At 70.1% G+C, this 19,653-nt stretch carries 20 protein-coding genes and 1 tRNA gene; 16 read left to right on the forward strand and 5 right to left on the reverse strand.

Annotated features, from left to right (window positions below; all coding sequences use genetic code 11):
* Nucleotides 1-86 precede the first annotated feature (86 nt).
* The 9 genes from SB754_RS02335 (at nt 87) to msuE (ending at nt 9,668) form a co-directional block, all read left to right on the forward strand.
* Nucleotides 87-1,313: a sensor histidine kinase gene (locus SB754_RS02335; RefSeq protein ID WP_410780742.1), complete on the forward strand. Its 1,227-nt coding sequence runs from the start codon at nt 87-89 to the stop codon at nt 1,311-1,313.
* Entirely contained in the window at nt 1,310-2,548 is a 1,239-nt protein-coding gene (locus SB754_RS02340) for a hypothetical protein (protein ID WP_410780743.1), read from the forward strand. The genes SB754_RS02335 and SB754_RS02340 overlap by 4 nt, the downstream gene beginning before the upstream one ends.
* A complete protein-coding gene (locus SB754_RS02345) occupies nt 2,545-3,240 on the forward strand; it encodes a response regulator transcription factor (RefSeq protein WP_410780744.1) in 696 nt (231 codons plus the stop codon). Before SB754_RS02340 ends, SB754_RS02345 begins: the two co-directional genes overlap by 4 nt.
* 44 nt (nt 3,241-3,284) lie before the next feature.
* Entirely contained in the window at nt 3,285-3,959 is a 675-nt protein-coding gene (locus tag SB754_RS02350) for a thymidine kinase (RefSeq protein ID WP_410780745.1), read from the forward strand.
* A gap of 29 nt (nt 3,960-3,988) precedes the next feature.
* Entirely contained in the window at nt 3,989-5,296 is a 1,308-nt protein-coding gene (locus SB754_RS02355; RefSeq protein WP_410780746.1) for a UDP-glucose dehydrogenase family protein, read from the forward strand.
* A gap of 73 nt (nt 5,297-5,369) precedes the next feature.
* On the forward strand, nt 5,370-7,247 hold the full coding sequence (locus SB754_RS02360; protein ID WP_410780747.1) for a DUF4012 domain-containing protein: 1,878 nt from the start codon (nt 5,370-5,372) through the stop codon (nt 7,245-7,247).
* A 51-nt stretch (nt 7,248-7,298) separates the two neighbouring features.
* Nucleotides 7,299-7,868 (forward strand): hypothetical protein, encoded by a 570-nt coding sequence (locus SB754_RS02365; RefSeq protein WP_410780748.1) that lies wholly within the window; start codon nt 7,299-7,301, stop codon nt 7,866-7,868.
* Nucleotides 7,869-7,971: 103 nt separating this feature from the next.
* Nucleotides 7,972-8,988 carry an LLM class flavin-dependent oxidoreductase gene (locus tag SB754_RS02370; protein WP_410780749.1) on the forward strand — a complete coding sequence of 339 codons (1,017 nt, stop codon included), beginning with the start codon at nt 7,972-7,974 and terminating at the stop codon, nt 8,986-8,988.
* Nucleotides 8,989-9,074: 86 nt separating this feature from the next.
* Nucleotides 9,075-9,668, forward strand: a complete 594-nt coding sequence (msuE, locus tag SB754_RS02375; protein ID WP_410780750.1) for an FMN reductase — start codon at nt 9,075-9,077, stop codon at nt 9,666-9,668.
* 56 nt (nt 9,669-9,724) lie between these two features.
* Here msuE and SB754_RS02380 read toward each other — a convergent pair.
* The 3 genes from SB754_RS02380 to SB754_RS02390 all read right to left on the reverse strand — a co-directional run bounded on the left by SB754_RS02380 (nt 9,725) and on the right by SB754_RS02390 (nt 13,371).
* A tRNA-Pro gene (locus tag SB754_RS02380) sits at nt 9,725-9,801 on the reverse strand.
* 61 nt (nt 9,802-9,862) lie between these two features.
* Entirely contained in the window at nt 9,863-10,846 is a 984-nt protein-coding gene (locus SB754_RS02385; protein ID WP_410780751.1) for a metallophosphoesterase, read from the reverse strand.
* The gene (locus SB754_RS02390) at nt 10,846-13,371 is read right to left on the reverse strand and encodes a transglycosylase domain-containing protein (protein ID WP_410780752.1); all 2,526 of its coding nucleotides are present in this window, start codon (nt 13,369-13,371) and stop codon (nt 10,846-10,848) included. The genes SB754_RS02385 and SB754_RS02390 overlap by 1 nt, the downstream gene beginning before the upstream one ends.
* 81 nt (nt 13,372-13,452) lie before the next feature.
* Here SB754_RS02390 and SB754_RS02395 point away from each other — a divergent pair, with 81 nt between their 5' ends.
* Nucleotides 13,453-13,620, forward strand: coding sequence for a DUF4177 domain-containing protein (locus tag SB754_RS02395; RefSeq protein WP_410780753.1), 168 nt, complete (start codon nt 13,453-13,455; stop codon nt 13,618-13,620).
* Nucleotides 13,620-14,090, forward strand: coding sequence for a RidA family protein (locus SB754_RS02400; RefSeq protein ID WP_410780754.1), 471 nt, complete (start codon nt 13,620-13,622; stop codon nt 14,088-14,090). Before SB754_RS02395 ends, SB754_RS02400 begins: the two co-directional genes overlap by 1 nt.
* A gap of 65 nt (nt 14,091-14,155) precedes the next feature.
* Here the strand turns inward: SB754_RS02400 and acs are convergent, their stop codons facing one another.
* Nucleotides 14,156-16,105: an acetate--CoA ligase gene (gene acs, locus SB754_RS02405; protein WP_410780755.1), complete on the reverse strand. Its 1,950-nt coding sequence runs from the start codon at nt 16,103-16,105 to the stop codon at nt 14,156-14,158.
* A 358-nt stretch (nt 16,106-16,463) separates the two neighbouring features.
* On the opposite strand from acs, the gene SB754_RS02410 reads away from it, so the two are divergent.
* The 5 genes from SB754_RS02410 (at nt 16,464) to SB754_RS02430 (ending at nt 19,333) form a co-directional block, all read left to right on the forward strand.
* Complete coding sequence (locus SB754_RS02410; protein WP_410780756.1) at nt 16,464-17,453, forward strand: TadA family conjugal transfer-associated ATPase; 990 nt, start codon at nt 16,464-16,466, stop codon at nt 17,451-17,453.
* The gene (locus SB754_RS02415; protein ID WP_410780757.1) at nt 17,450-18,355 is read left to right on the forward strand and encodes a type II secretion system F family protein; all 906 of its coding nucleotides are present in this window, start codon (nt 17,450-17,452) and stop codon (nt 18,353-18,355) included. Before SB754_RS02410 ends, SB754_RS02415 begins: the two co-directional genes overlap by 4 nt.
* A 99-nt stretch (nt 18,356-18,454) precedes the next feature.
* Nucleotides 18,455-18,649, forward strand: a complete 195-nt coding sequence (locus SB754_RS02420; RefSeq protein WP_410780758.1) for a DUF4244 domain-containing protein — start codon at nt 18,455-18,457, stop codon at nt 18,647-18,649.
* A 28-nt stretch (nt 18,650-18,677) separates the two neighbouring features.
* Nucleotides 18,678-18,971, forward strand: coding sequence for a hypothetical protein (locus SB754_RS02425; RefSeq protein WP_410780759.1), 294 nt, complete (start codon nt 18,678-18,680; stop codon nt 18,969-18,971).
* Between the two features lie 23 nt (nt 18,972-18,994).
* Nucleotides 18,995-19,333, forward strand: coding sequence for an Rv3654c family TadE-like protein (locus SB754_RS02430; protein WP_410780760.1), 339 nt, complete (start codon nt 18,995-18,997; stop codon nt 19,331-19,333).
* 13 nt (nt 19,334-19,346) lie between these two features.
* Here the strand turns inward: SB754_RS02430 and SB754_RS02435 are convergent, their stop codons facing one another.
* Nucleotides 19,347-19,592, reverse strand: a complete 246-nt coding sequence (locus SB754_RS02435; protein ID WP_410780761.1) for a hypothetical protein — start codon at nt 19,590-19,592, stop codon at nt 19,347-19,349.
* Nucleotides 19,593-19,653 lie beyond the last annotated feature (61 nt).

The following is a 19,653-nucleotide window of genomic DNA, read 5'->3' on the forward strand; positions in this document are numbered from 1 at the left end:
ACAGTGCACCGGGGTACACAGCGGCCCTCGGGGATGTCATAATCCGGGAGGGACCGGCGAATGCTCGGGCGGAAGGGACGGACGTCGTGTCGCTCGGTCTGCCCAGCCACCTGGCACGACCGGCGAACTCGCGCGCCCTCGCCACGGCCGCCCGCTGGGCGGGGCTGGTCTGCCTGGCCGCAGCCGTCGTCAACGTCCTGAGTTCGACCCTCCAGTACGACAACCCGACCTCCTGGGTGACCCTGCTGGTCCTCGTGCCCATGGTCGCCCTGCTGCTCCTCCTCGCCCGCGGCCGGACCGCCGTGCTCACCATCGCGTACCTGCTGGTCGGGACCGTCTGCACGTACTTCTACGTCGTCGCCCTGCTCACGGGCACACCCACGTATCGCGACACGAACCTGTTCGTCATCGCACTCCCCGTGGTCGCCATGACGCTGGTCGGAGGAACGGGCACCGGCGCGATGGCCGGCATCCTCTGGGCGACGCTCGGCTTCGCACTGGCGGAGGCCGCCGTCATCCTCGGCGCGATGACGGCTCACCGGACGTACGTCCCGGATGCCATCTCGCTGGGCGCCTACCTGTTGCTCGTCGGCGTGCTGGCCTTCGACGGGCTCACGCGCGGCACGCGGTCGCGTGCGCAGACGGCCCTGCACCGGGCCGTGCGCGACGCGCGTCTGATCGACCTGCGCCGCGAGATCCTGGCGGCCGCCACCGCCGACCTCCACGACACCGTGCTCAGCGAGCTGATCGCCGTCGCCGGCTCCCGGCCGGGTCCGATGGATGAGCGGCTGACCCGGCGCATCGAGGCCGACCTGCATGGTCTGGGGCAGCAGGTGCCCGGTGCGGGCCCGGCGGGGCCGGGGGACGAGAGCCTCCCGACCGAGGCGGACCCCTGGTACGACAGCGAGCTGCACCGGGCGATCGAGGCGGCGCGCGACGAGGGCCTGACCGTCGACATCTCCGGCGACCGCGGCTCGTTCGTCGGCCTCGACACCGAGGTCCGCCGTGCGGTCGGCCTGGCCGTGCGTCAGTGCCTGGTCAACGTCGTGCGGCATTCGGGCAGCCCGACCGCCGAGGTCGCCCTGTCTGAAGGGGCCGACTCGCTCTCGGTGATGGTGGTGGACGGCGGCAGCGGCTTCCCCGCCTCGGGCCCGGCCGCCGACCGGCTCGGCCTGCGCCAGTCCGTCCAGGACCGCATCGCGCGCGTCGGCGGCAGCGTCGACATCTACTCGACCGCCGACGTCGGCACCACAGTGATCCTGACGGTTCCGACCGGAGCAGTGGCGGAGCAGGCGGGAGGCGGCGCCGGATGACCGCGCTCTCCTCGCAGGCGATCATCGGCGCGCGTTCGGCGGTCGTCGAACGCACGCCGCAGCGCCTCGACCCGCTCGGCGCCCAATCCGCCTGGCTCCTCGTCCCGCTGCTGGGCGGTCTCGCCGTCGTGTACGCCGTCTGCTCGACGATCGGCCACGCCGGACAGCTCCGCGATCCGGCGCTCGCGGTGATCGCGATCGGGGTGCTCCTGCTCGCCGCCGTCGTCGCCTCCCTCCGATCGCATCCCGGTCTTGCTCCGTTCGGCCGGTGGACGCATTTCTCCGTGATCCTGACCGCGCTGACGGCCGCCTGCCTGTTCACGTCCTCGGTCTGGGGGCGCAACGCGCGCATCCAGGACGACTGGGGTCAGATCGCCGTGGCACTGCTCCTCGTGGCGATGCCGCTGTACCGGCCGATCGGCGAGGTCGCCGGTTCGGCGATCGTCTCGGCGCTCGTCCTGGGCGCCCTCGCCGCGGCCCAGCACTCGCTCGTCATCGTCTCCGCTCCTCTGGTGTACGCGAGCGTGGCGGCGACGCCCATCCTGGCGCTCGCGGCCGGTGGTGCGGGCTACGCCTGGACGCTCACCGGCGAGACGCTCCGCTGGCGGGAGGTCGCTCGCGAAGGCCAAGCGCGTCTCGAGGGCGAGCTCCGTCAGGCGGCGGAACGCATGGTCGCCCAGGAGCGCATGACCTTCCTGAACGCCGAGGCGGTGCCGTTCCTCACCGAGCTCGTCCGGCGCGGGACCGTGACGGAGGAGGATGCCGGGACCGCGCGCGGGATCGCCGACCGGCTCCGCGGCATGTCCGTCCGCGCCGTCGGCCGTCCGTGGCTCGCCGACACCCTCGACCTCGCCCTCGGCTCGCGCGCCGCGCTTCCGGGTGCGGGTGGGGAGGCGCCCGCGGAGCGCGTCGACGATCCCGACCACCTCGAACGGGTGCTGACCGCCGACCAGCGCGCGATCGTCGGAGCCCTCATCGCGACGGTCGCCGCGCGTCCCGGCCTCGACCCCTCCACCCTGGTGATCTCCGCCCGCGGCGCGCAACGACCCGTGTTCGTGCTCTCGGCGCACGTCGATGAGGCGCGGTCGGAGCTGCGCCGCGAGCTCCTGCCCTTCGTGAGCTCCCTCAACGCGCTGGCGATGCGGGCCACCATGCGGGTGCGCGGCGTCGAGCTGACCGTGCGGTTCGCCTATCCGGTGGAGACGTTCCCGTACCCTGAGGGGAGAAGACGATGACTCCTCCGCACTCCGATCCGACCGCCGGCGCCCCCGCAGCCCCGTCCGAGCCGCGCATCCGCCTGGCGATCCTCGACGACCACGAGATCCTGCTCGACAGCCTGGCCTCCTGGATCGAGCGGAACGCCCCGGAGTTCGACCTCGTCGTCCGCGCGGCGAGCTGGCTCGAACTCGTCCACAGCGACGCGTTCCCGACCGATCTGGTCATCATGGACCTCCAGCTCAAGGAGTCGGTGTCGATCGGCGCCCGCGTCCGCACCTGCCGTGCGGCGGGCGCGAAGGTCGTCGTGCTGAGCGCTGTCGACACCCCGGAAGACAGGGACGCCGCGCTCGCGGCCGGAGCGATCTCCTACGTCAGCAAGTCGCAGCCGATGACCGAGCTCGTCGCCGCGGCGCTCGCAGCGGCCGGCCGGGGACCGGGCAGCAGCACCCCCACGCCGCCGGCCTGGCGGCCCAAGCCGCTCATCCCGGACTCGGCTCGTCCCCGCTTGAGCGACGGCGAGCGGCAGGCGCTCGTCCTCTACGCCGACGGACGGACCACCTCGGAGGTCGCCCGCGCGATGAACGTGCAGTACGAGACGGCGAAGACGTACCTGCGACGGGTGCGCGAGAAGTACGGGAAGGCGGGGCGGCCCACCAGCTCCCGCGCCGATCTGATCCGCCGCGCCGCGGAGGACGGCTACCTCACCTGACCCGCGTCCGCGGTCCGGGTCGCCGCTCCGCATAGGATCGGTGCGTGGCAAAACTGTATTTCCGCTACGGCGCGATGAACAGCGGCAAGAGCACGGCCATGCTCCAGGCTGCATACAACTACGAGGAGCGCGGCCATCGCGTCCTGCTCGCGAAGCCGTCCATCGACACCAAGGGCGACCTCGGCATCCTGTCGCGGCTGGGCGTCACCCGCCGGGTCGACTTCCTCATCGCTCCGGAGACGGATGCGTACGGCGCGTTCCAGCGGCACCGCGAGCGCACCATCAAGCGCTTCGACACCGATGTGAGCGCGCTGCTCGTGGACGAGGCCCAATTCCTCACCGAGGCGCAGGTCGACGACCTCCTGCGCATCGCTCTGCTCGACGACGTGCCGGTGCTCGCCTACGGCATCCGCACCGACTTCCAGACGGTGGCGTTCCCGGGCAGCCGCCGCCTGCTGGAGGTCGCGCACAGCCTCGAGGAGCTGAAGACGATCTGCCGCTGCGGCCGAAAAGCGATCTTCAACGCGCGCAAGATCGACGGCGTCTTCGTCTTCGACGGCGACCAGGTCGCCATCGACGGCGCGTCCGTCTCGTATGAAGCGCTGTGCGGCAACTGCTACCTTCAGGAAAGCCGCGGCGTCCTCAACAACGGCCGTCGGCGCTGGCCCGTCGACGCGGCACCCGCCTACGTCGACGAGCCGGACCCGGACTTCACCTAGGCTCCCTCCACCCGAAGGAACTGGACACCATGAGAATCTCCGTGATCGGCTGCGGCTACCTCGGGGCCGTTCATGCGGCGTCGATGGCCCACCTCGGCCACGACGTCGTCGGCATCGACGTCGACGAGGCGAAGATCGCCTCCCTGTCCGTCGGCCGGGCGCCCTTCTTCGAGCCCGGCCTCCCGGAGGTGCTCGAGTCGGCGGCAGCGTCAGGACGGCTGCGCTTCACCAGCGACTTCGCCGCCGCGGCGGACGCCGACATCCACTTCGTGGCCGTCGGAACGCCGCAAGTCGCAGACGGGGATGCCGCAGACATGCGCTTCGTCGACGCCGCCTTCTCGTCGCTGCTGGAGCACGTGAAAGATGGCGACCTCATCGTCGGCAAGAGCACCGTGCCGGTCGGGACGGCCGCGCGCCTCGCCGAGCTGATCGCCGAGAAGCAGCCGGGCGCGACGCTCGCCTGGAATCCGGAGTTCCTGCGCGAGGGCTTCGCGGTCAAAGACACCGTGAGCCCGGATCGCCTCGTCTACGGGGTCCCGGACGGCGCGGCCGGAGAGCGCGCGACCGGCCTCCTGAACGAGGTCTACGCGTCGGCCGTCGCCGCAGGTACGCCGGTGATCTCCACGGACTACGCGACGGCGGAGCTCGTCAAGGTGTCCGCCAACGCCTTCCTCGCGACGAAGATCTCGTTCATCAACGCGATGGCCGAGATCGCAGAGGTCACCGGCGCCGACGTGACGAAGCTCGCCGACGCGATCGGACACGACGCCAGGATCGGGCGACGTTTCCTGAACGCCGGGGTCGGCTTCGGCGGGGGCTGCCTGCCCAAGGACATCCGCGCGTTCAGCGCGCGGGCCCGCGAGCTCGGTCAGGGCGACGCCGTCCGCTTCCTGGACGAGGTGGACAAGATCAACCTGCGTCGCCGGACGCGCGTCGTCGAGCTCGTCCGTGAGGAGGCGGGAGGTCTGGCGGGTGTGCGCGTCGGCGTTCTGGGGCTGGCGTTCAAGCCGCACTCCGACGACATCCGCGACTCCCCGGCCCTCGAGATCGCCATGCGGCTCGCCGAGGCCGGCGCGCTCGTGACGGCGACGGACCCGCAGGCGGTGGAGAACGCGCGCCGCCGTGCGCCGGGCCTGGTGTTCGCCGACTCGGCGGAGGAGGCGGTGCGCGACGCGGATGTCGTCTTGCTGATCACCGAGTGGCCCGAGTTCACGGCCCTCGACCCGGTGGGGATCGGCGCGCTGGTGGCGCACCGGACCATCATCGACGGCCGCAACTCGCTCGACCCGGCGGCGTGGCGTGCAGCGGGCTGGACGTACCGCGGCCTCGGCCGCTGAGCCTTTCCGGCGGTTCCTGGAGTCGCCCCTTTTTGGGGGCGCCAAAAAAGTGAGGATTTGTTAGATTTGTCGCATGGCGACAGGTCTGACCGTGCCGGACGCGCCGCCGCGTCCTGACTCCGCAGCGCAGCCCACTGCGCGGCGGCGCCGTCGGCTGACCCATCCGGCCGGCATCACGGTCCTGTCCGTGATCGGATTCGTGCTGCTGTTCGCCATCGTGTGGATCGGCGTGCGCGGCTTCCTGGCGCAACGCGCCCTCAACGACGCGGTTCCAGCCGCAGAGCGCGTGACATCAGCGGTCGGCTCCGGCGACCTCGCCACGGCCGGCCGGGCCGCGGACGAACTCCGGCAGCGCACCGGTGACGCCGCCGCTCTCACCTCCGACCCGATCTGGATGACCGCGGAGGGCGTGCCCTGGATCGGGCCCAATCTCACAGCAGTCCGCACCGCCGCCGCAGCCTCCAACACCGTCGCCGCGCGGGTCGTGAAGCCGCTGGTCGCCGCGGGCGGCGCCATCGATCTGCGAGGACTCGCCGTCACCAACGGGCACATGGAGCTGGCCCCGCTCGTCGCCGCCCAGCCCACTGTGGCCAAAGCGGCCACCGCTTTCGCCGCGGCACGCGCCAGCGTCGCCTCCATCGACACCGGGGCCCTGGTGAACCCCGTCGCCGGGGGGATCGACCGTCTGCACGGCGTCCTGGACAAGGCGGCTCCGTCCGTCCAGGCTCTCGGGAATGCGGTGCGCCTGCTCCCCTCGATGCTCGGGGCCGGTGGACCCCGCGATTACCTGCTCGTGGCGCAGAACCCGGCGGAGTTGCGTTCCACCGGTGGCCTGATCGGAGCGGTGGCGCTCATCCACGCCGATGGGGGAGCGGTCTCGCTGCAGCGCCAGTCGGCAGGCACGGCTATCGGCCCCTGGGAGGCGCCAGTCGCCGACGTCCCGCTTGCGACGCAGGGCCTCTACGGTCCACTCGTCGGCCGCTATCTTCAGGACGCCAACCTCACACCGGACTTCCCACTGGCCGCGGCCACCGCGGCCCGGATGTGGACAACCGCGTACGGCGGATCCGTCGACGGCGTCATCACGGTCGATCCCGTCGTGCTGAGCGGGCTGCTGAAAGCGACAGGACCCGTGACGCTGCCGAGCGGAGACCGTCTCACCTCGTCCAACGCCGTGAAACTGCTGCTGAGCGACGTGTACCGCCGGTATGCCGAGCCTGCTCAGCAGGACGCCTTCTTCGCCTCGGCGGCGACGGCGGTCTTCGATCGGATGTCCGCCGGGGGAGTGGACGGCAAGAAGCTCCTCAGCGCCTTCGCCGCTGCGGGCCAGTCGCGCCGTGTGCTGATCTGGAGTGCGCATGGGAGCGACCAGAAGGTTCTCGCGGGGACGACGCTCGCTGGCGCTCTCCCGCGGTCGAACCTGTCCTCTGCCGGCATCGGCGTCTACTTCAACGACGCGACCGGCTCGAAGATGGACTACTACCTCGGCAGCTCGGTGGCGGCCGGCTCTGCGGTGTGCCGGGCCGACGGCAAACCGTCGACCGTGGTGAGCGTGACCCTCACCAACCGCGCCCCCGCAGACGCCGGAGCTTCCTTGCCCCGTTATGTGACCGGAGGCGGGACGTACGGTGTCACTCCCGGGAACATCCGCACACGGGTGGCCGTCTACGGTCCCTCCGGCGGCCTGCTGGCCGCCACTCAGAGCGACGGAGCCGACTATGCGACGGTGGCCGGAGTGGACACCTCGCGTCCCGTCAGCCTCTTCACCGTGGAGCTGGCGCCGGGCCAGTCCAAGACCGTGTCGGTGCAGTTCCTCAACGTGAGCCAGACCGCGGCGAACCTCGATGTCGTGACGACGCCGACCCTTCCGGGTGACGGCTCGACCCCCGATGTGGGGGCACAAAAGGCGGTCGCGCCCATTGTCGTACAGTGCAGTTCGGTCGTAAAGTGAGTTTTATTCAACTCCCGACCTAAGCCGGGGCCCTAACTGGAAGGCGGGCCGATGTTCAAGAAAATTCTGGCGGCGATCGCCGTGACCGCGGGGCTGCTGGTTGCCGCACCCGCGGCCGCGAACGCAGTCGACTACACGAACGGCGCGCAATGCTCCTTCGACGTCAGCGTCGTGGAGGCGGGTGGATCCGCGACCCTCATCTGCATCCCCGGAACCTGGTCGCCCGGTGAAGCGATCGACTGGACCGTCACCGGCCAGAACGGCGCCTCCTTCAAGCTGGCCTCGTTCAGCACCGCAGACAGCAGCCTCCACTTCGTCAAGCACTCCAACGCGGACGGCAGCGACGTGCTGTCGGTGACGCTGCCCGCAGACGCCTCCGGCACGTACAGCGTCGTCGGGCACGGTCAGACCAGCGGGCACGAGTGCCCCGCGACCCTGACCGTCCTCCCCGCCGACCAGGCCAGCAGCACCATCAACGACCCGGGCAGCAGCGACGGGCTGGCGCACACCGGATCGGTCGTCGCCACCTGGGCGATCTGGATGGGCGGCTCGCTCGTCGTCCTCGGCCTGATCGCGCTGGCGCTCATCGCCTGGCTGCGCAAGGTGAAGACCACGTCCTGACCCCTTCCCCGCCCCCACGCCGATTCCCGGTCGAGCTTCACGCTCGGCCGGGAATCGCCGTGTGACGGGGAATCCCGACGCAGGAGGCCGCGTTGGAGTCAGGGTGAGCGCCACCAGCATCCCCCTCAACGTCCTCGACCTCGCCAGCCGTCCTGCCGGCGGAACCAACGCCGACGCGGTCGGCGGCACGGTGAGGCTCGCCCAGGCGGCCGAGCGGCTCGGCTACGACCGTTTCTGGGTCGCCGAGCACCACGGCATGCCGGGCATCGCCTCCAGTGCCCCCGCAGTGCTCATCGCCGGTGTCGCGGCCGCCACCGAGCGCATCCGCGTCGGCAGCGGTGGAGTCATGCTCCCCAACCATGCGCCTCTGGTGGTGGCCGAGCAGTTCGGCACGCTGCGCGCCCTCTACGGCGACCGCATCGATCTCGGGATCGGCCGAGCGCCGGGCACCGATGGCGCGACCGCGATGGCCCTCCGCCGGAGCCCTGAGGGCCTCGGCGTCGACGACTTCCCGCAGCAGCTGCTCGACCTGTTCGGCTTCTTCTACGGCGGCATGAGCGACGCCAACCCGCTGCACGGCATCACCGCCGTCCCGGGGCTGGGCGACGCGCCGCAGGTGTGGCTGCTCGGCTCCAGCGGCTACAGCGCTCAGGTGGCGGCCGCACTCGGCCTCCCCTTCGCGTTCGCGCACCACTTCGCGGGCGAGAACACGGAGGCGGCGCTCGACCTGTACCGGTCCCGCTTCGAGCCCAGCGACATCCTGAGTGCGCCGCACACCATGATCGCCGTGAACGTGGTGAGCGACGACGACCCGCAGACCGTGCGCGCGCAGTCGCTCCCCGGGCAGCTATCGTTCCTGCAGATGCGTCGCGGGATGAAGCCGGAACCCGTGAGCATCGAGGAGGCGCTCGCCTACGCGTTCACGCCCCTGGAGGAGGAGTTCATCGCCTCCCGCACCGCCCGGCAAGCCATCGGCACGCCGGACGAAGTCAAGGCGCGCCTGGACTCGCTCCTCGCTTCGACGCAGACCGACGAGCTCATGGTCTCATCGGGCGCGGCCACGGTGGAGGGGCGCATCCGGTCGCTTGAGATCGTCCGGGAGCTGTACCCCGCCGCATGACGCACCGTGACGGCGGCCCGCGCGGTGGCCGTCGTCGCGAGGTACCGTTGGGCCTCATCCCGGACCCCGAGGCAAAGGCGGAACCCATGTCGCACCCACTGACCGTGGTCGGAGTGAGCGGAAGCCCCACCCACCCGTCGCGGACCACCGTGCTCGTCGACGACGTCGCCCGCTCGTACGCCGAAGCGGCCGGGGGCGTCGCCCGCACCATCCAGCTCGCCCCGCTGCTGCCGGAGCTGGGCGCAGGGCCGTTCCGCAACAGCCTGAGCCCCATCGTCACCGAAGCGCTGGAGGCGGTGGAGACCGCCGACATCCTCGTAGTCGGATCTCCCGCCTACCGGGCGACCTACACCGGGCTGTTCAAGCTGTTCTTCGACCACATCGGCCAGTACGCCCTCATCGACAAGCCGGTGGTGCTCACCGCGACCGGTGGAAGCGACCGCCACGCCCTCCTGGTGGAGCACCAGATGCGGCCGCTGTTCGGCTTCTTCCAGTCGCTCACCGTCCCGCTCGGTATCTACGCGGCCGAGAGCGACTTCGCCGACTACGAGATCCGCTCCGAGGAGCTGCGTGCCCGCATCGACACCGCGGTCGCGCGCACACTGCCCCTCATCCGCGCGAACATCGACCCGGAGGCCCGGTTCGTGGGCCGCGAGTTCGCCCGGCCGGACGCGTTCTAGGGAGCTACGCCCCAACGACAGAAGTGCCGGAGCGAATCGCTCCGGCACTTCTGTTTTGGTCGGGGTGACAGGATTTGAACCTGCGGCCTCTTCGTCCCGAACGAAGCGCGCTACCAAGCTGCGCCACACCCCGAAGGCCTCATCCAGGATACACGAGCGCGGCTGTGCTCATGACCACGGGGAGGCCGGGAAGCCTAGGACGCGGCGGTCAGAGTGACCAGCGAGGCCTCCGGGCGGCAGGCGAAACGGACGGGCGCGAAGATCGATGTTCCCAGGCCCGCCGAGACGTTGAGGTAGGCGGAGCGGAAGGCGTGACGCCACACGCTCAGGCCCTTCACCTGGGTGCGCGGGATGTCGCAGTTCGTCACCAGCGCGCCGAAGCCCGGCACGCACACCTGGCCGCCGTGCGTGTGGCCGGCGAAAATCATCGCGGCGCCGTAGGTGACGAAGGCGTCCAGCACTCGCCGGTAGGGGGAGTGGGTGACGCCGATGGTCACCGCCTGTCGCTCTGAGGCGACTCCTTCGTCGGGCCACGTGGTGTCGTCGGAGAACGGGTCGTTCTCGCGCAACTCGTCGAGCGCGCCGGGGATGGCCTCCACCCGGTCGTAGCGGATGTGCGGGTCGTCGACGCCGAACAGCTCCAGGTGGGTGCCGCGCACCTCCATCGCCGCCGCCCGGTTGTCCAGGTCGACCCAGCCGAGGTCGCGGAAGAACGCGGTGAGGGAGGCCGTGTCGAGGCGGGCGGCCGACGGCGCCTTCTTGGTGCGCGACGGCCCCAGGAAGTACTTCAGCGGGTTCTTCGCCTGCGGGCCGAAATAGTCGTTCGAGCCGTGCACGAACACGCCGGGGATGCCGCGAAAGCCCTCGTAGGCGGCGCGGACGCCGTCCAGGCCGTCCGCATGACCGAGCACGTCGCCGGTCTCGACGATCAGGTCCGGCTTCAGCCGCGCGAGCGACCGGATCCACTCCTGCTTGTCCTGCTGCCACGGCGCCATGTGGAGGTCGGAGAGGTGCAGGACCCGGATGGGCTGAGCGCCGGCGGGCAGCACGGGCACGCTCACCTCGCGCAGCGTGTACGCACGCCGCTCCACGAGCGAGCCGTAGGCGAACGCCGCGGCGCCTGCACCGGCCACGAGGGCCAGCGCGGACGCCACGGGACGCAGAGCTCGTCCGGCCACTAGCCGTTCGCGCCCGGTGTCGGGGGCGGGCTGCCGCCGGCCACGGTCAAACTGATCTGGGTGCCCGGCTTGGCAGGAGTCCCTGCGGCCGGGTCCTGCGCTTGGACGATACCGGAGGGGCTGTTGCCGCCGGAGTTCTTGGCGCCGAAACCGGCAGCCGCCAGCGCCGCCGCAGCATCCGAGTACTTCTGTCCGACGACGTTCGGCACGGCCACCAGCGAGCCGTTGCTGGTGAACAGCGTGATCGGTGTGCCCTTGCCCACCTGCGTTCCGGCGGGCGGGTCGGTGGCGGAGATCGTGCCGGCCGGCGCCACCGAGTCCTGGGGCCCGCCGTCGGCGGAGTCGAGGCCGAGGCCGGTCAGGATCGACTTCGCCTCGTCGGGCGTCTTGCCGGTGAGGTCCGGCACAGCGACCTGGACGCCGCGGGTGAGCTTGTCCGGTGCCGCCGGGAAGTCATCGCCGCCGTACTTGCCCACGGCGGCGGTCATCATGGTGCGCATGACCGCGGTGCGGGCGATGGCCGGAGTCGTCCCGTGCGTCGGGTAGATGCGCCGCATGTCCTGGTGACCGCTGACGTTGCCGACCCAGTAGGCGCCCGCGACCTTGGTTGTCGAGGCGACGAGCCAGAGCTGCTCGTTCCCGTCGGTGGTGCCCGTCTTGCCGAGCATGTCCTTGCCGGTGCGGTTCATGCCGGACGCGGTTCCGTTGCCCTGGAGAGGGCCCTGGAGCGCCTTGGCCATCGTGTTCGCGACCGCCGGATCGACGGCTTGAGTGCACTTGCTCGCGGGAGGTGCGACCTCCTTGCCGCTTCCGTCCACGATCTTGTCGATGGCGACGGGCGTGCAGGTCATGCCGTTGTTGGCGATGCCAGCGAAGGCCGTGGCCATGGTCAGCGGCGCGATGTTGTTCGTGCCGAGGACGGAGCCGGGGTCGGAGTTGAGGTCTGCTCCCGTGGCAGTGTGCACGCCGAATGCCTGAGCATCCTTCTTGATGTCGCATAGGTCGAGCTGCGAGGCCATCGATACGAAGGCCGTGTTGATGGACAGCGTCGTCGCGCTCTGGGCGCTACGGATACCTTCCTCGCCCGTTGAGTCGTTCGTCGGCCTGTAGGTGCCGTTCCAGTCGCCCGTGCACGAGTTCTTGAACTTCGTGTAGGTGCGAATGTTCGCGTTCACCGACTCATTGAGCGAGTGCCCCTGCTTGAGCCACTCGGCGAGCGTGAACACCTTGTACGTCGAGCCGACCTGGAAGCCGTTCGAGCCGCCGTAGTCCTGGTCGGTGGCGTAGTTCACCGAGGTGTACTGCTTGCCTGAGTTGAGCACCTCGGGGTCCTGGCTGTAGGTCTTGTTCTGGGCCATGTAGAGGACGCGGCCGGTTCCCGGCTGCACTCCGGTGAGAACCGCCCCAAGATCGATGTCTCGGTACGTCTGCGGGACGTAGTCGGCGATCGTCGACTCGGCCACCTGCTGCAGCTGCAGATCGAGCGTCGTGTAGATCTTGTAGCCGCCGCGGTTGAGGTTTCCGGTTCGCGTGTCCCGGTCGGCGCCGAAGGTCGGGTCGTTGAGGATGATCTTCTGGACGTAGTCGCAGAAGTAGGCGGAGCCTCCGGCGGTCTGGCAGCCGCGCGCGGACGGCGTGATCACCGGCTGGATGGGCGTCTTCACGGCCTCGTCGTACTGCGCCTTCGTCAGCTTCTTGTACTCGTACATCTTGCCGAGGATGTAGTCGCGGCGCTCTTTGTTCTTCGCGTAGCCGTCGGCTGCGCCGTTGGTCTTCGACGCGGGGTCGTCGATCTTCAGGCTGGTCGGCTCGTTGACGATCGCGACCAGGCTGGCCGCTTGCGCCGGAGTGAGCGCTGCGGCGGTCGTGTTGTAGTAATAGTGCGCCGCGGCCTCGATGCCGTAGACGGATCCGCCGAAGCCGGCGATGTTGAGGTACCCGACCAGGATCTGGTCCTTGGTGTACTTCTTCTCGATGCCGATGGCGTACTTCATCTCCTTGACCTTGCGGTCGGGGGAGACGCCCGTGGAGTCGTCCACGCACTGCTGGTACTTGGTCTTCTGCTCCTTGGTCTTGACCGGGAGCGCCTCGCACTTCTGCAGCAGCACGTTCTTCACGTACTGCTGGGTGATCGAGGATCCGCCCTGGACGCCGCCGCCGGCGACGGTCGACAGCACACCACGGACGGTGCCCTGCACATCCACGCCGCCATGGCTGTAGAAGCGAGGGTCCTCACCGGCGATCGCCGCGTCCTTGGCCGCCTGCGAGATCTGGTTGAAGGCGACGGGGAGACGGTTCTGGGAGTAGAAGGTGGCGAGCGGGACGTCCTGGTCGCCGTTCTTCGCATAGATGGTGGTCGGCTGGGCGAGCTGGTCGACGTTCAGGAACTCCGGAAGACCCTCGAACACGCCGATGCTGTTATTGGCGGCCATACCCGTGACCGCGATCGCGGGGGTGACGGCGGCGGTGACCAGAAGACCGGCCACGACACTCATGCCGATGAACGCACCGGCGGCGCCGAGCACACCTCTAGCCTGTGGTTTTTGCGCAGACATAGGATCAGAGTAGGTGATGAACCTGCAAATCCCCCCGAACCGAGGAGCACAATGCCGCGCTGGGAGTACCTGACCACCCCGCTGATCATCCACAACACCGCCGCGATCCTGAACAACTGGGGCTCCGAGGGCTGGGAACTGGTGCAGATCGTGACCGGTCCGGAGGGCGGACTCGTGGCCTACCTGAAGCGGCCGATTGAGGACGGGGAGCAGGCCTGATGGCCGACGTGGAGGCGCGTCTGGCGCAGCTCGGCATCGAACTTCCCGCCGTGGTCCCGCCCGTCGCCGCGTACACGCCGGCCGTCCTGGATGGAGGCTACGTCTACACCTCCGGGCAGCTGCCGATGGTCGCGGGCGCCCTGCCCGCCACCGGCAAGGTGGGCGAGGGCGACGGCCTCGTCTCCGCCGCGGACGCGAAGGAGTACGCCCGGACCTGCGCACTCAACGCCCTGGCGGCTGCGAAGAGCGTCCTCGGTTCGCTGGACCGGGTGCGTCGTGTGGTGAAAGTCGTCGGCTTCGTCGCCTCCGACCCAGCGTTCACCGGGCAGCCGGGCGTCATCAACGGCGCGTCCGAGGTGCTCGGCGAGATCTTCGGCGATGCCGGGGTGCATGCCCGCTCCGCTGTCGGGGTGGCGGTCCTGCCGCTCGACTCTCCCGTCGAGGTGGAGCTGATCCTCGCCATCGACTGACGATGATGCGATCGACGAAGGGGCGGCGCCGGGTTGGCGCCGCCCCTTCGTCTATCGACCGATGGTCAGGACAGTTTGGCCTGGATGGAGCTCATCACCGCGGTGTCGGCCAGCGTCGTCGTATCGCCGACCTCGCGTCCCTCCGCCACATCCCGGAGCAGTCGCCGCATGATCTTGCCGGAGCGGGTCTTCGGCAGCTCCGACACGATGAAGATGTCGCGCGGGCGTGCGATCGCGCCGATCTGCTGGGCCACGTGCTTGCGGAGCTCGGCGGCCACATCCAACGCTTCCGCCTGCTCGAGCTGGTTCTGCTTGATGATGACGAAGGCGACGACGGCCTGCCCGGTCGTCTCGTCGTTCGCTCCGACCACGGCCGCCTCGGCCGTGAAGGGATGCGCGACCAGGGCCGACTCGATCTCCGCCGTCGAGAGGCGGTGCCCTGAGACGTTCATCACGTCGTCCACCCGGCCGAGCAGCCAGATGTCGCCGTCGGTGTCGTAACGAGCGCCGTCGCCGGCGAAGTACTTGTCGCCGAACTTGGACCAGTACGTCTCCGTGAAGCGCTCCGGGTCGCCCCAGATGCCGCGCAGCATGCTCGGCCACGGCTCGGTGACGACGAGGAGGCCGCCCTGGTCCTTGCCGACCGGGGTCCCGGCCTCGTCGAGGATGTCGATAGAGATCCCGGGCAGCGGCACCTGCGCGCTTCCCGGCTTCAGGGTGGTGACGCCGGGGAGGGCGGAGATCATGATCGCGCCCGTCTCGGTCTGCCACCAGGTGTCCACGATCGGAGTGCTGTCGGCGCCGATGACCTCCCGGTACCACATCCACGCCTCGGGGTTGATCGGCTCACCCACCGACCCGAGCACGCGGAGGCTCGAGAGGTCGAACTTCTGTGGGTGCTGGCGTCCGATCTTCATGAACGAGCGGATGGCCGTGGGCGCGGTGTAGAAGATCGAGACCTTGTACTTCTCGATGATCTCCCACCAGCGGCCGGGGTGCGGTGTCTCCGGAGTCCCCTCGTACATCACCTGCGTGGCGCCGTTCGCCAGCGGGCCGTAGACGACGTAGGTGTGGCCGGTGATCCAGCCGACGTCGGCGCTGCACCAGTACACGTCCGACTCCGGGTGCAGGTCGAACACGTTCTTGTGGGTGAAGGCCGACTGGGTGAGGTAGCCGCCCGAGGTGTGCAGGATGCCCTTCGGCTTGCCCGTGGTGCCCGAGGTGTAGAGGATGAACAGCGGCTGCTCCGCCGGGAACGCCTTGGCGACGTGGTCGGCGTCGACGAGTGCGAGCTCGTCGTGCCACCACAGGTCGCGGCCCTCGGTCCAGGCGACCTCGTTCTCGCCGCGCTTGACGACGAGGACGTGCTCCACGGTGTTCGCCTCGCCGCTGAGCGCGGCATCCACCGCGTCCTTCAGCGGGAACACGCGGCCCTTGCGCCAGCCGCCGTCCGCGGTGATGACCAGCTTGGCCTCGGCGTCGTCGATGCGGGAGCGCAGGCTCTCCGCGCTGAAACCACCGAACACCACCGAGTGGATGGCGCCGATGCGCGCTACGGCGAGCATCGCGACGACCGCCTCCGGGATCATCGGCAGGTAGATCGCGACGCGGTCTCCGGCGCGGATGCCGAGACTGGTGAGCAGATTGGCCGCCTTCTTCACCTCGGCGGTCAGCTCGGCGTACGTGATCGAGCGGCTGTCGCCGGGCTCGCCCTCCCAGTGGATCGCGACCCGATCGCCGTTGCCGGCCAGCACGTGCCGGTCGAGGCAGTTGTAGGCGACGTTCAGCTCGCCGTCGTCGAACCACTTCGCGAACGGGGGCTCGCTCCAGTCGAGGGTCCGCGTGAACGGCGTGTGCCAGTGGAGGAGCTCACGGGCCTGGTCCGCCCAGAACCCCAGGCGGTCGTCAGCGGCGCGCTCGTAGAGGCCGGCGTCGGCGACCGCTCCGGCGGTGAACTGCTCGGACGGCGGGAATCGGCGGGCTTCGTGGAGCAGGTTGTCGATTGTGTTGCTCATGGGGAGGCTTTTCGCTCCTTTGCGATGCGGTCGATACAGGTCGTGGCGCGACAATGCCTGACTCTACAACCTGGCGGGAGTCGCTCCCACGGAGACTTGCGTTTGCATCGATTCTGCGTAAACTGGTGCCCGGCCGAATGTAAATTCGTGCGTGCGGCGCAATCGATTCCCCCCAATCCTGCGCCGCAGTGGCCGCACCTGTTCCCCCCAATAGGTGCGGCCCCCCTTTTTTAACCGGCTTTGACCGGGCGCGCGGTCGCGGATCGGTGTTTCGTCCCCGATTCCGCGGGCCGCCGGACTTCTCCACAGATCGATCGCCCGCCGCTCATCCGCGCAGTCGGATTCGTAGCGTCGTGGCATGACAACCGATACGACAGCGTCTCCTCCGGACGAGCCGGGCCTCTGGCGCACCTTCGGCCCGCTCGCCCCCTACCTCCTCCGTCCCGGTCTCACCGACCTGTTCCTGATCGGGAACGGCGAGCTGTGGAGCGACGGCCCTCCCAATGGACTGCGTTGCGAGGAGGGCTGGAGCGCCGAACCCGACGGCGCCCGTGAGCTCGCGGTCCGGCTGATCGCGGCCGGTGGGCGTCACATCGACGAAGCCACCCCGTTCGTCGACGTCCGGCTGCGCGGCGGAGTGCGCGTGCATGCCGTCCTGCCGCCGGTGTCGACCGGAGGTGCGCTGCTGTCCATCCGCGTGCCCTCGCGCCGACAACCGGTGCTGGAGCAGCTCGTCGCCAGCGGAGCCGTGAGCCCGAGCGATCATGACCTGCTGCTTCATGCGGTGGCGGCGCGTACCAATCTGCTGATCTCAGGCGCGGGAGGCTCGGGGAAGACGACGCTGCTCGCCGCCCTGCTGGCGAACGCCCCGCCGACAGAACGCATCGTCGTGATCGAAGACGTGGCCGAGCTCCGCATTCCGCACCCTCACGTCGTGGGGCTGGAGACGCGCCAGCCGAACGTCGAGGGCGCCGGCGGCATCGGATTGTCGCGGCTGGTCCGGGAGGCGCTCCGCATGCGGCCTGACCGTCTCGTGCTGGGCGAGTGCCGGGGAGAAGAGGTGCGCGACCTCCTGGGCGCCCTGAACACCGGCCACGACGGCGGAGCCGGAACGCTGCATGCGAACTCCCTCGAAGACGTGCCTGCCCGCTTGGAGGCGCTTGGCGCGCTCGCGGGGTTGACCGACCAGGCGCTCGCGCGGCAGGCGGTCAGCGCCATCGGGCTGGTCGTCCACCTCGAGCGCACGGACGGGATCCGGAGGATCGCCGCCTTCGGGCGGCTGGGCGCCGGCACGGATGGGCGTCTGACGGTGCAGAGGGTCACCGACCGGGCAGGGAATTCGCCGTGAGGAGGACGAAGGCGGGTGCAGAAGCGGACTGGGTCGCAGGCCTGGCGGAATCGCTCGGCGTGCTTCTCGACGCAGGACTGACGCCGCGATCGGCATGGACAGCGGTCGCGGCGCATCGTGCCCATCCCGTCGCTCGCGCAGTCGTCGCCTCACTCGGCAGCCAATCGTCTTGTGCACGCGCCATCGTCGAGGCCGCCGCCACGGACGACCTGCGGACGATCGCCGCCACGTGGCAGGTCGCCGAGGCGTCCGGTGCGCCGCTCGGGCACGCGCTGCGCTCGGTCGCGGAGACGCTCAGAGACGTGGCGGAGGCCGAAAGGGAGAGCGAAGTGGCGCTGAGCGGTCCCCGGGCCACCGCTCGCCTCGTCTCGTGGCTGCCTCTCGCCGGGGCAGCGCTCGCGCTGATGCTGGGGGCGGACCTGATCGGCACTGCCGCCTCGACCGCCGGGGCACTGTCCCTCGGCGCCGGCGCGGCGCTCCTGCTCGGCGGTCAGTGGTGGATGCGGGCCCTGGTGAGCAGGGCGCTCCGCCGAGGTCCCGTGCCGGGACTCGCCGAGGAGCTGATCGCCGTCGCGCTGACCGGAGGAGCCTCGATGGAAGCCGCCGTCCGCGCTGCTCGGCGCGCCGTCGAAGCTGCCGGCCTGCCGGAACCGGACGATGGCGCTGCCCGCGCGCTGCTTCGCCTGGCCGAGTCGGCCGGTGCGCCGGCGGTCGAGATGCTCATCGCGTCGGCGCGTCAGTCGCGCCGGGCGGCCCGCGCGGAGGCCCGGCGGGCCGCGGCGACCTTGGGCGTCGCACTCATGCTGCCGCTCGGCGTCTGCGTTCTGCCGAGCTTCCTCCTGCTCGCCGTCGCGCCGCTCGTTCTTGCTTTGTTGTCCTCCACAGTCGGTGGCCTGTCATGAGTTCTCCACAGATCGAGCGCACCCGCGACCGCCGCGGGTCGGGTCCCGAAGGATGGGAACCGAAGGACATAGCGCGGGGCACGAACGAGAGGAGAACCCATGCGGCTGACGATGAAGAGGTTTCGGAGGTTCAGGGGTCGATGGGCCGACGACCGCGGGGCGGCGACGGCCGAGTACGCCATCACGATTCTCGCGGCGGTCGGCTTCGCCGGGGTCCTGGTCGCGCTTCTCAAGGGCGACGAGGTCAAGGGCATCCTGTCCGACCTGGTGCACCGTGCGCTCTCCGGGGGATGAACGGGGCAGCGTCAGCGCGGAGTTCGCGGTGGCCTTGCCCGCCGTCCTCGCCTGTCTCGCGCTCTGCCTGGGTGCGGTGGCAGGCACGGCCCAGTACGCCGGACTTGTGGGCGCCGCAGCGGTCGCCGCCCGCCTGGTGGGGCGGGGTGACGACCCAGGAGGCGCAGGTGGGACGGTCCGCGACGGCGCCGAGCTGGCGATCACGAGAGACGGAGACCTGGTGTGCGTGTCGATGACGGCGGCGAACGGCGGAGCGTTGGCCGCAATCGGGGTCCGGCTGACCGCACGGGCGTGCGCGCTCGACGAGGCGGTTCCTCCGTGAGGCGGCACGGGGTCAGAGGTCGCTTGGCGGATGACCGCGGATCGGGCTCCGTGCTTGCGCTCGGCATCGTCTGCGCCGTGCTCTGCGTGGCCGCGGGCGGTGCGGCGGTGGACGGAGCTGCGGCCGCGCACTCCCGCGCGGCCGCGGCAGCCGATCTCGCGGCGCTCGCCGCAGCAGACGTGGCTTCAGGACGGGCGCCCGGCGTTCCGTGCGAGACCGCCGGCATCGTGGCGCGCGCCAATGGCGCCGACCTCACGCGATGCGATCAGGCAGGCGTGATCGTGGAAGTGACCGCCTCGACGCCGTACCTCGGGATGGCGGCCTCCGTATCCGCTCGCGCCGGTCCTCCGGAAGGAGGGTGACGTGAGAGGGCGCTCAGTCGAAGACCGTCTCCAGATAGCGGTAGGACACGGCGGTGGGCTGGAGCCCGTGGCCGTCGTCGGAGGCGTACTCGCGTTCGGTGCCGGAGGCCCGGACGTAGAGATAGTGCTTCGAACCGACCGGCGCCGTGATCTCCAAGCGGGGGCGGGCGTCTCCGGAGTCGAGGAATCCGGTCGAGATCGTCTTGCCCTCGAGCGGGCCGTCGATCAGTTTGGCGGTGTACATCATCGTCGTTGCCATACGGCCATTCTCCTCCTGCTGGAGGGCGTGGCAAGAGAGCAGCGACGGGTCCTTCCACAGT

The sequence above is a fragment of the Leifsonia sp. SIMBA_070 genome (assembly GCF_046534635.1).
GTDB lineage: Bacteria > Actinomycetota > Actinomycetes > Actinomycetales > Microbacteriaceae > Leifsonia.

Excerpts from the sequence above, each read along its gene's own strand:
- SB754_RS02340 (WP_410780743.1), top strand. The coding sequence starts at position 1,310 with ATGACCGCGCTCTCCTCGCAGGCGATCATCGGCGCGCGTTCGGCGGTC.
- SB754_RS02345 (WP_410780744.1), top strand. The coding sequence starts at position 2,545 with ATGACTCCTCCGCACTCCGATCCGACCGCCGGCGCCCCCGCAGCCCCG.
- SB754_RS02355 (WP_410780746.1), top strand. The coding sequence starts at position 3,989 with ATGAGAATCTCCGTGATCGGCTGCGGCTACCTCGGGGCCGTTCATGCG.
- SB754_RS02360 (WP_410780747.1), top strand. The coding sequence starts at position 5,370 with ATGGCGACAGGTCTGACCGTGCCGGACGCGCCGCCGCGTCCTGACTCC.
- SB754_RS02365 (WP_410780748.1), top strand. The coding sequence starts at position 7,299 with ATGTTCAAGAAAATTCTGGCGGCGATCGCCGTGACCGCGGGGCTGCTG.
- msuE (WP_410780750.1), top strand. The coding sequence starts at position 9,075 with ATGTCGCACCCACTGACCGTGGTCGGAGTGAGCGGAAGCCCCACCCAC.
- SB754_RS02395 (WP_410780753.1), top strand. The coding sequence starts at position 13,453 with ATGCCGCGCTGGGAGTACCTGACCACCCCGCTGATCATCCACAACACC.
- SB754_RS02400 (WP_410780754.1), top strand. The coding sequence starts at position 13,620 with ATGGCCGACGTGGAGGCGCGTCTGGCGCAGCTCGGCATCGAACTTCCC.
- acs (WP_410780755.1), bottom strand. The coding sequence starts at position 16,105 with ATGAGCAACACAATCGACAACCTGCTCCACGAAGCCCGCCGATTCCCG.
- SB754_RS02410 (WP_410780756.1), top strand. The coding sequence starts at position 16,464 with ATGACAACCGATACGACAGCGTCTCCTCCGGACGAGCCGGGCCTCTGG.
- SB754_RS02420 (WP_410780758.1), top strand. The coding sequence starts at position 18,455 with ATGCGGCTGACGATGAAGAGGTTTCGGAGGTTCAGGGGTCGATGGGCC.
- SB754_RS02435 (WP_410780761.1), bottom strand. The coding sequence starts at position 19,592 with ATGGCAACGACGATGATGTACACCGCCAAACTGATCGACGGCCCGCTC.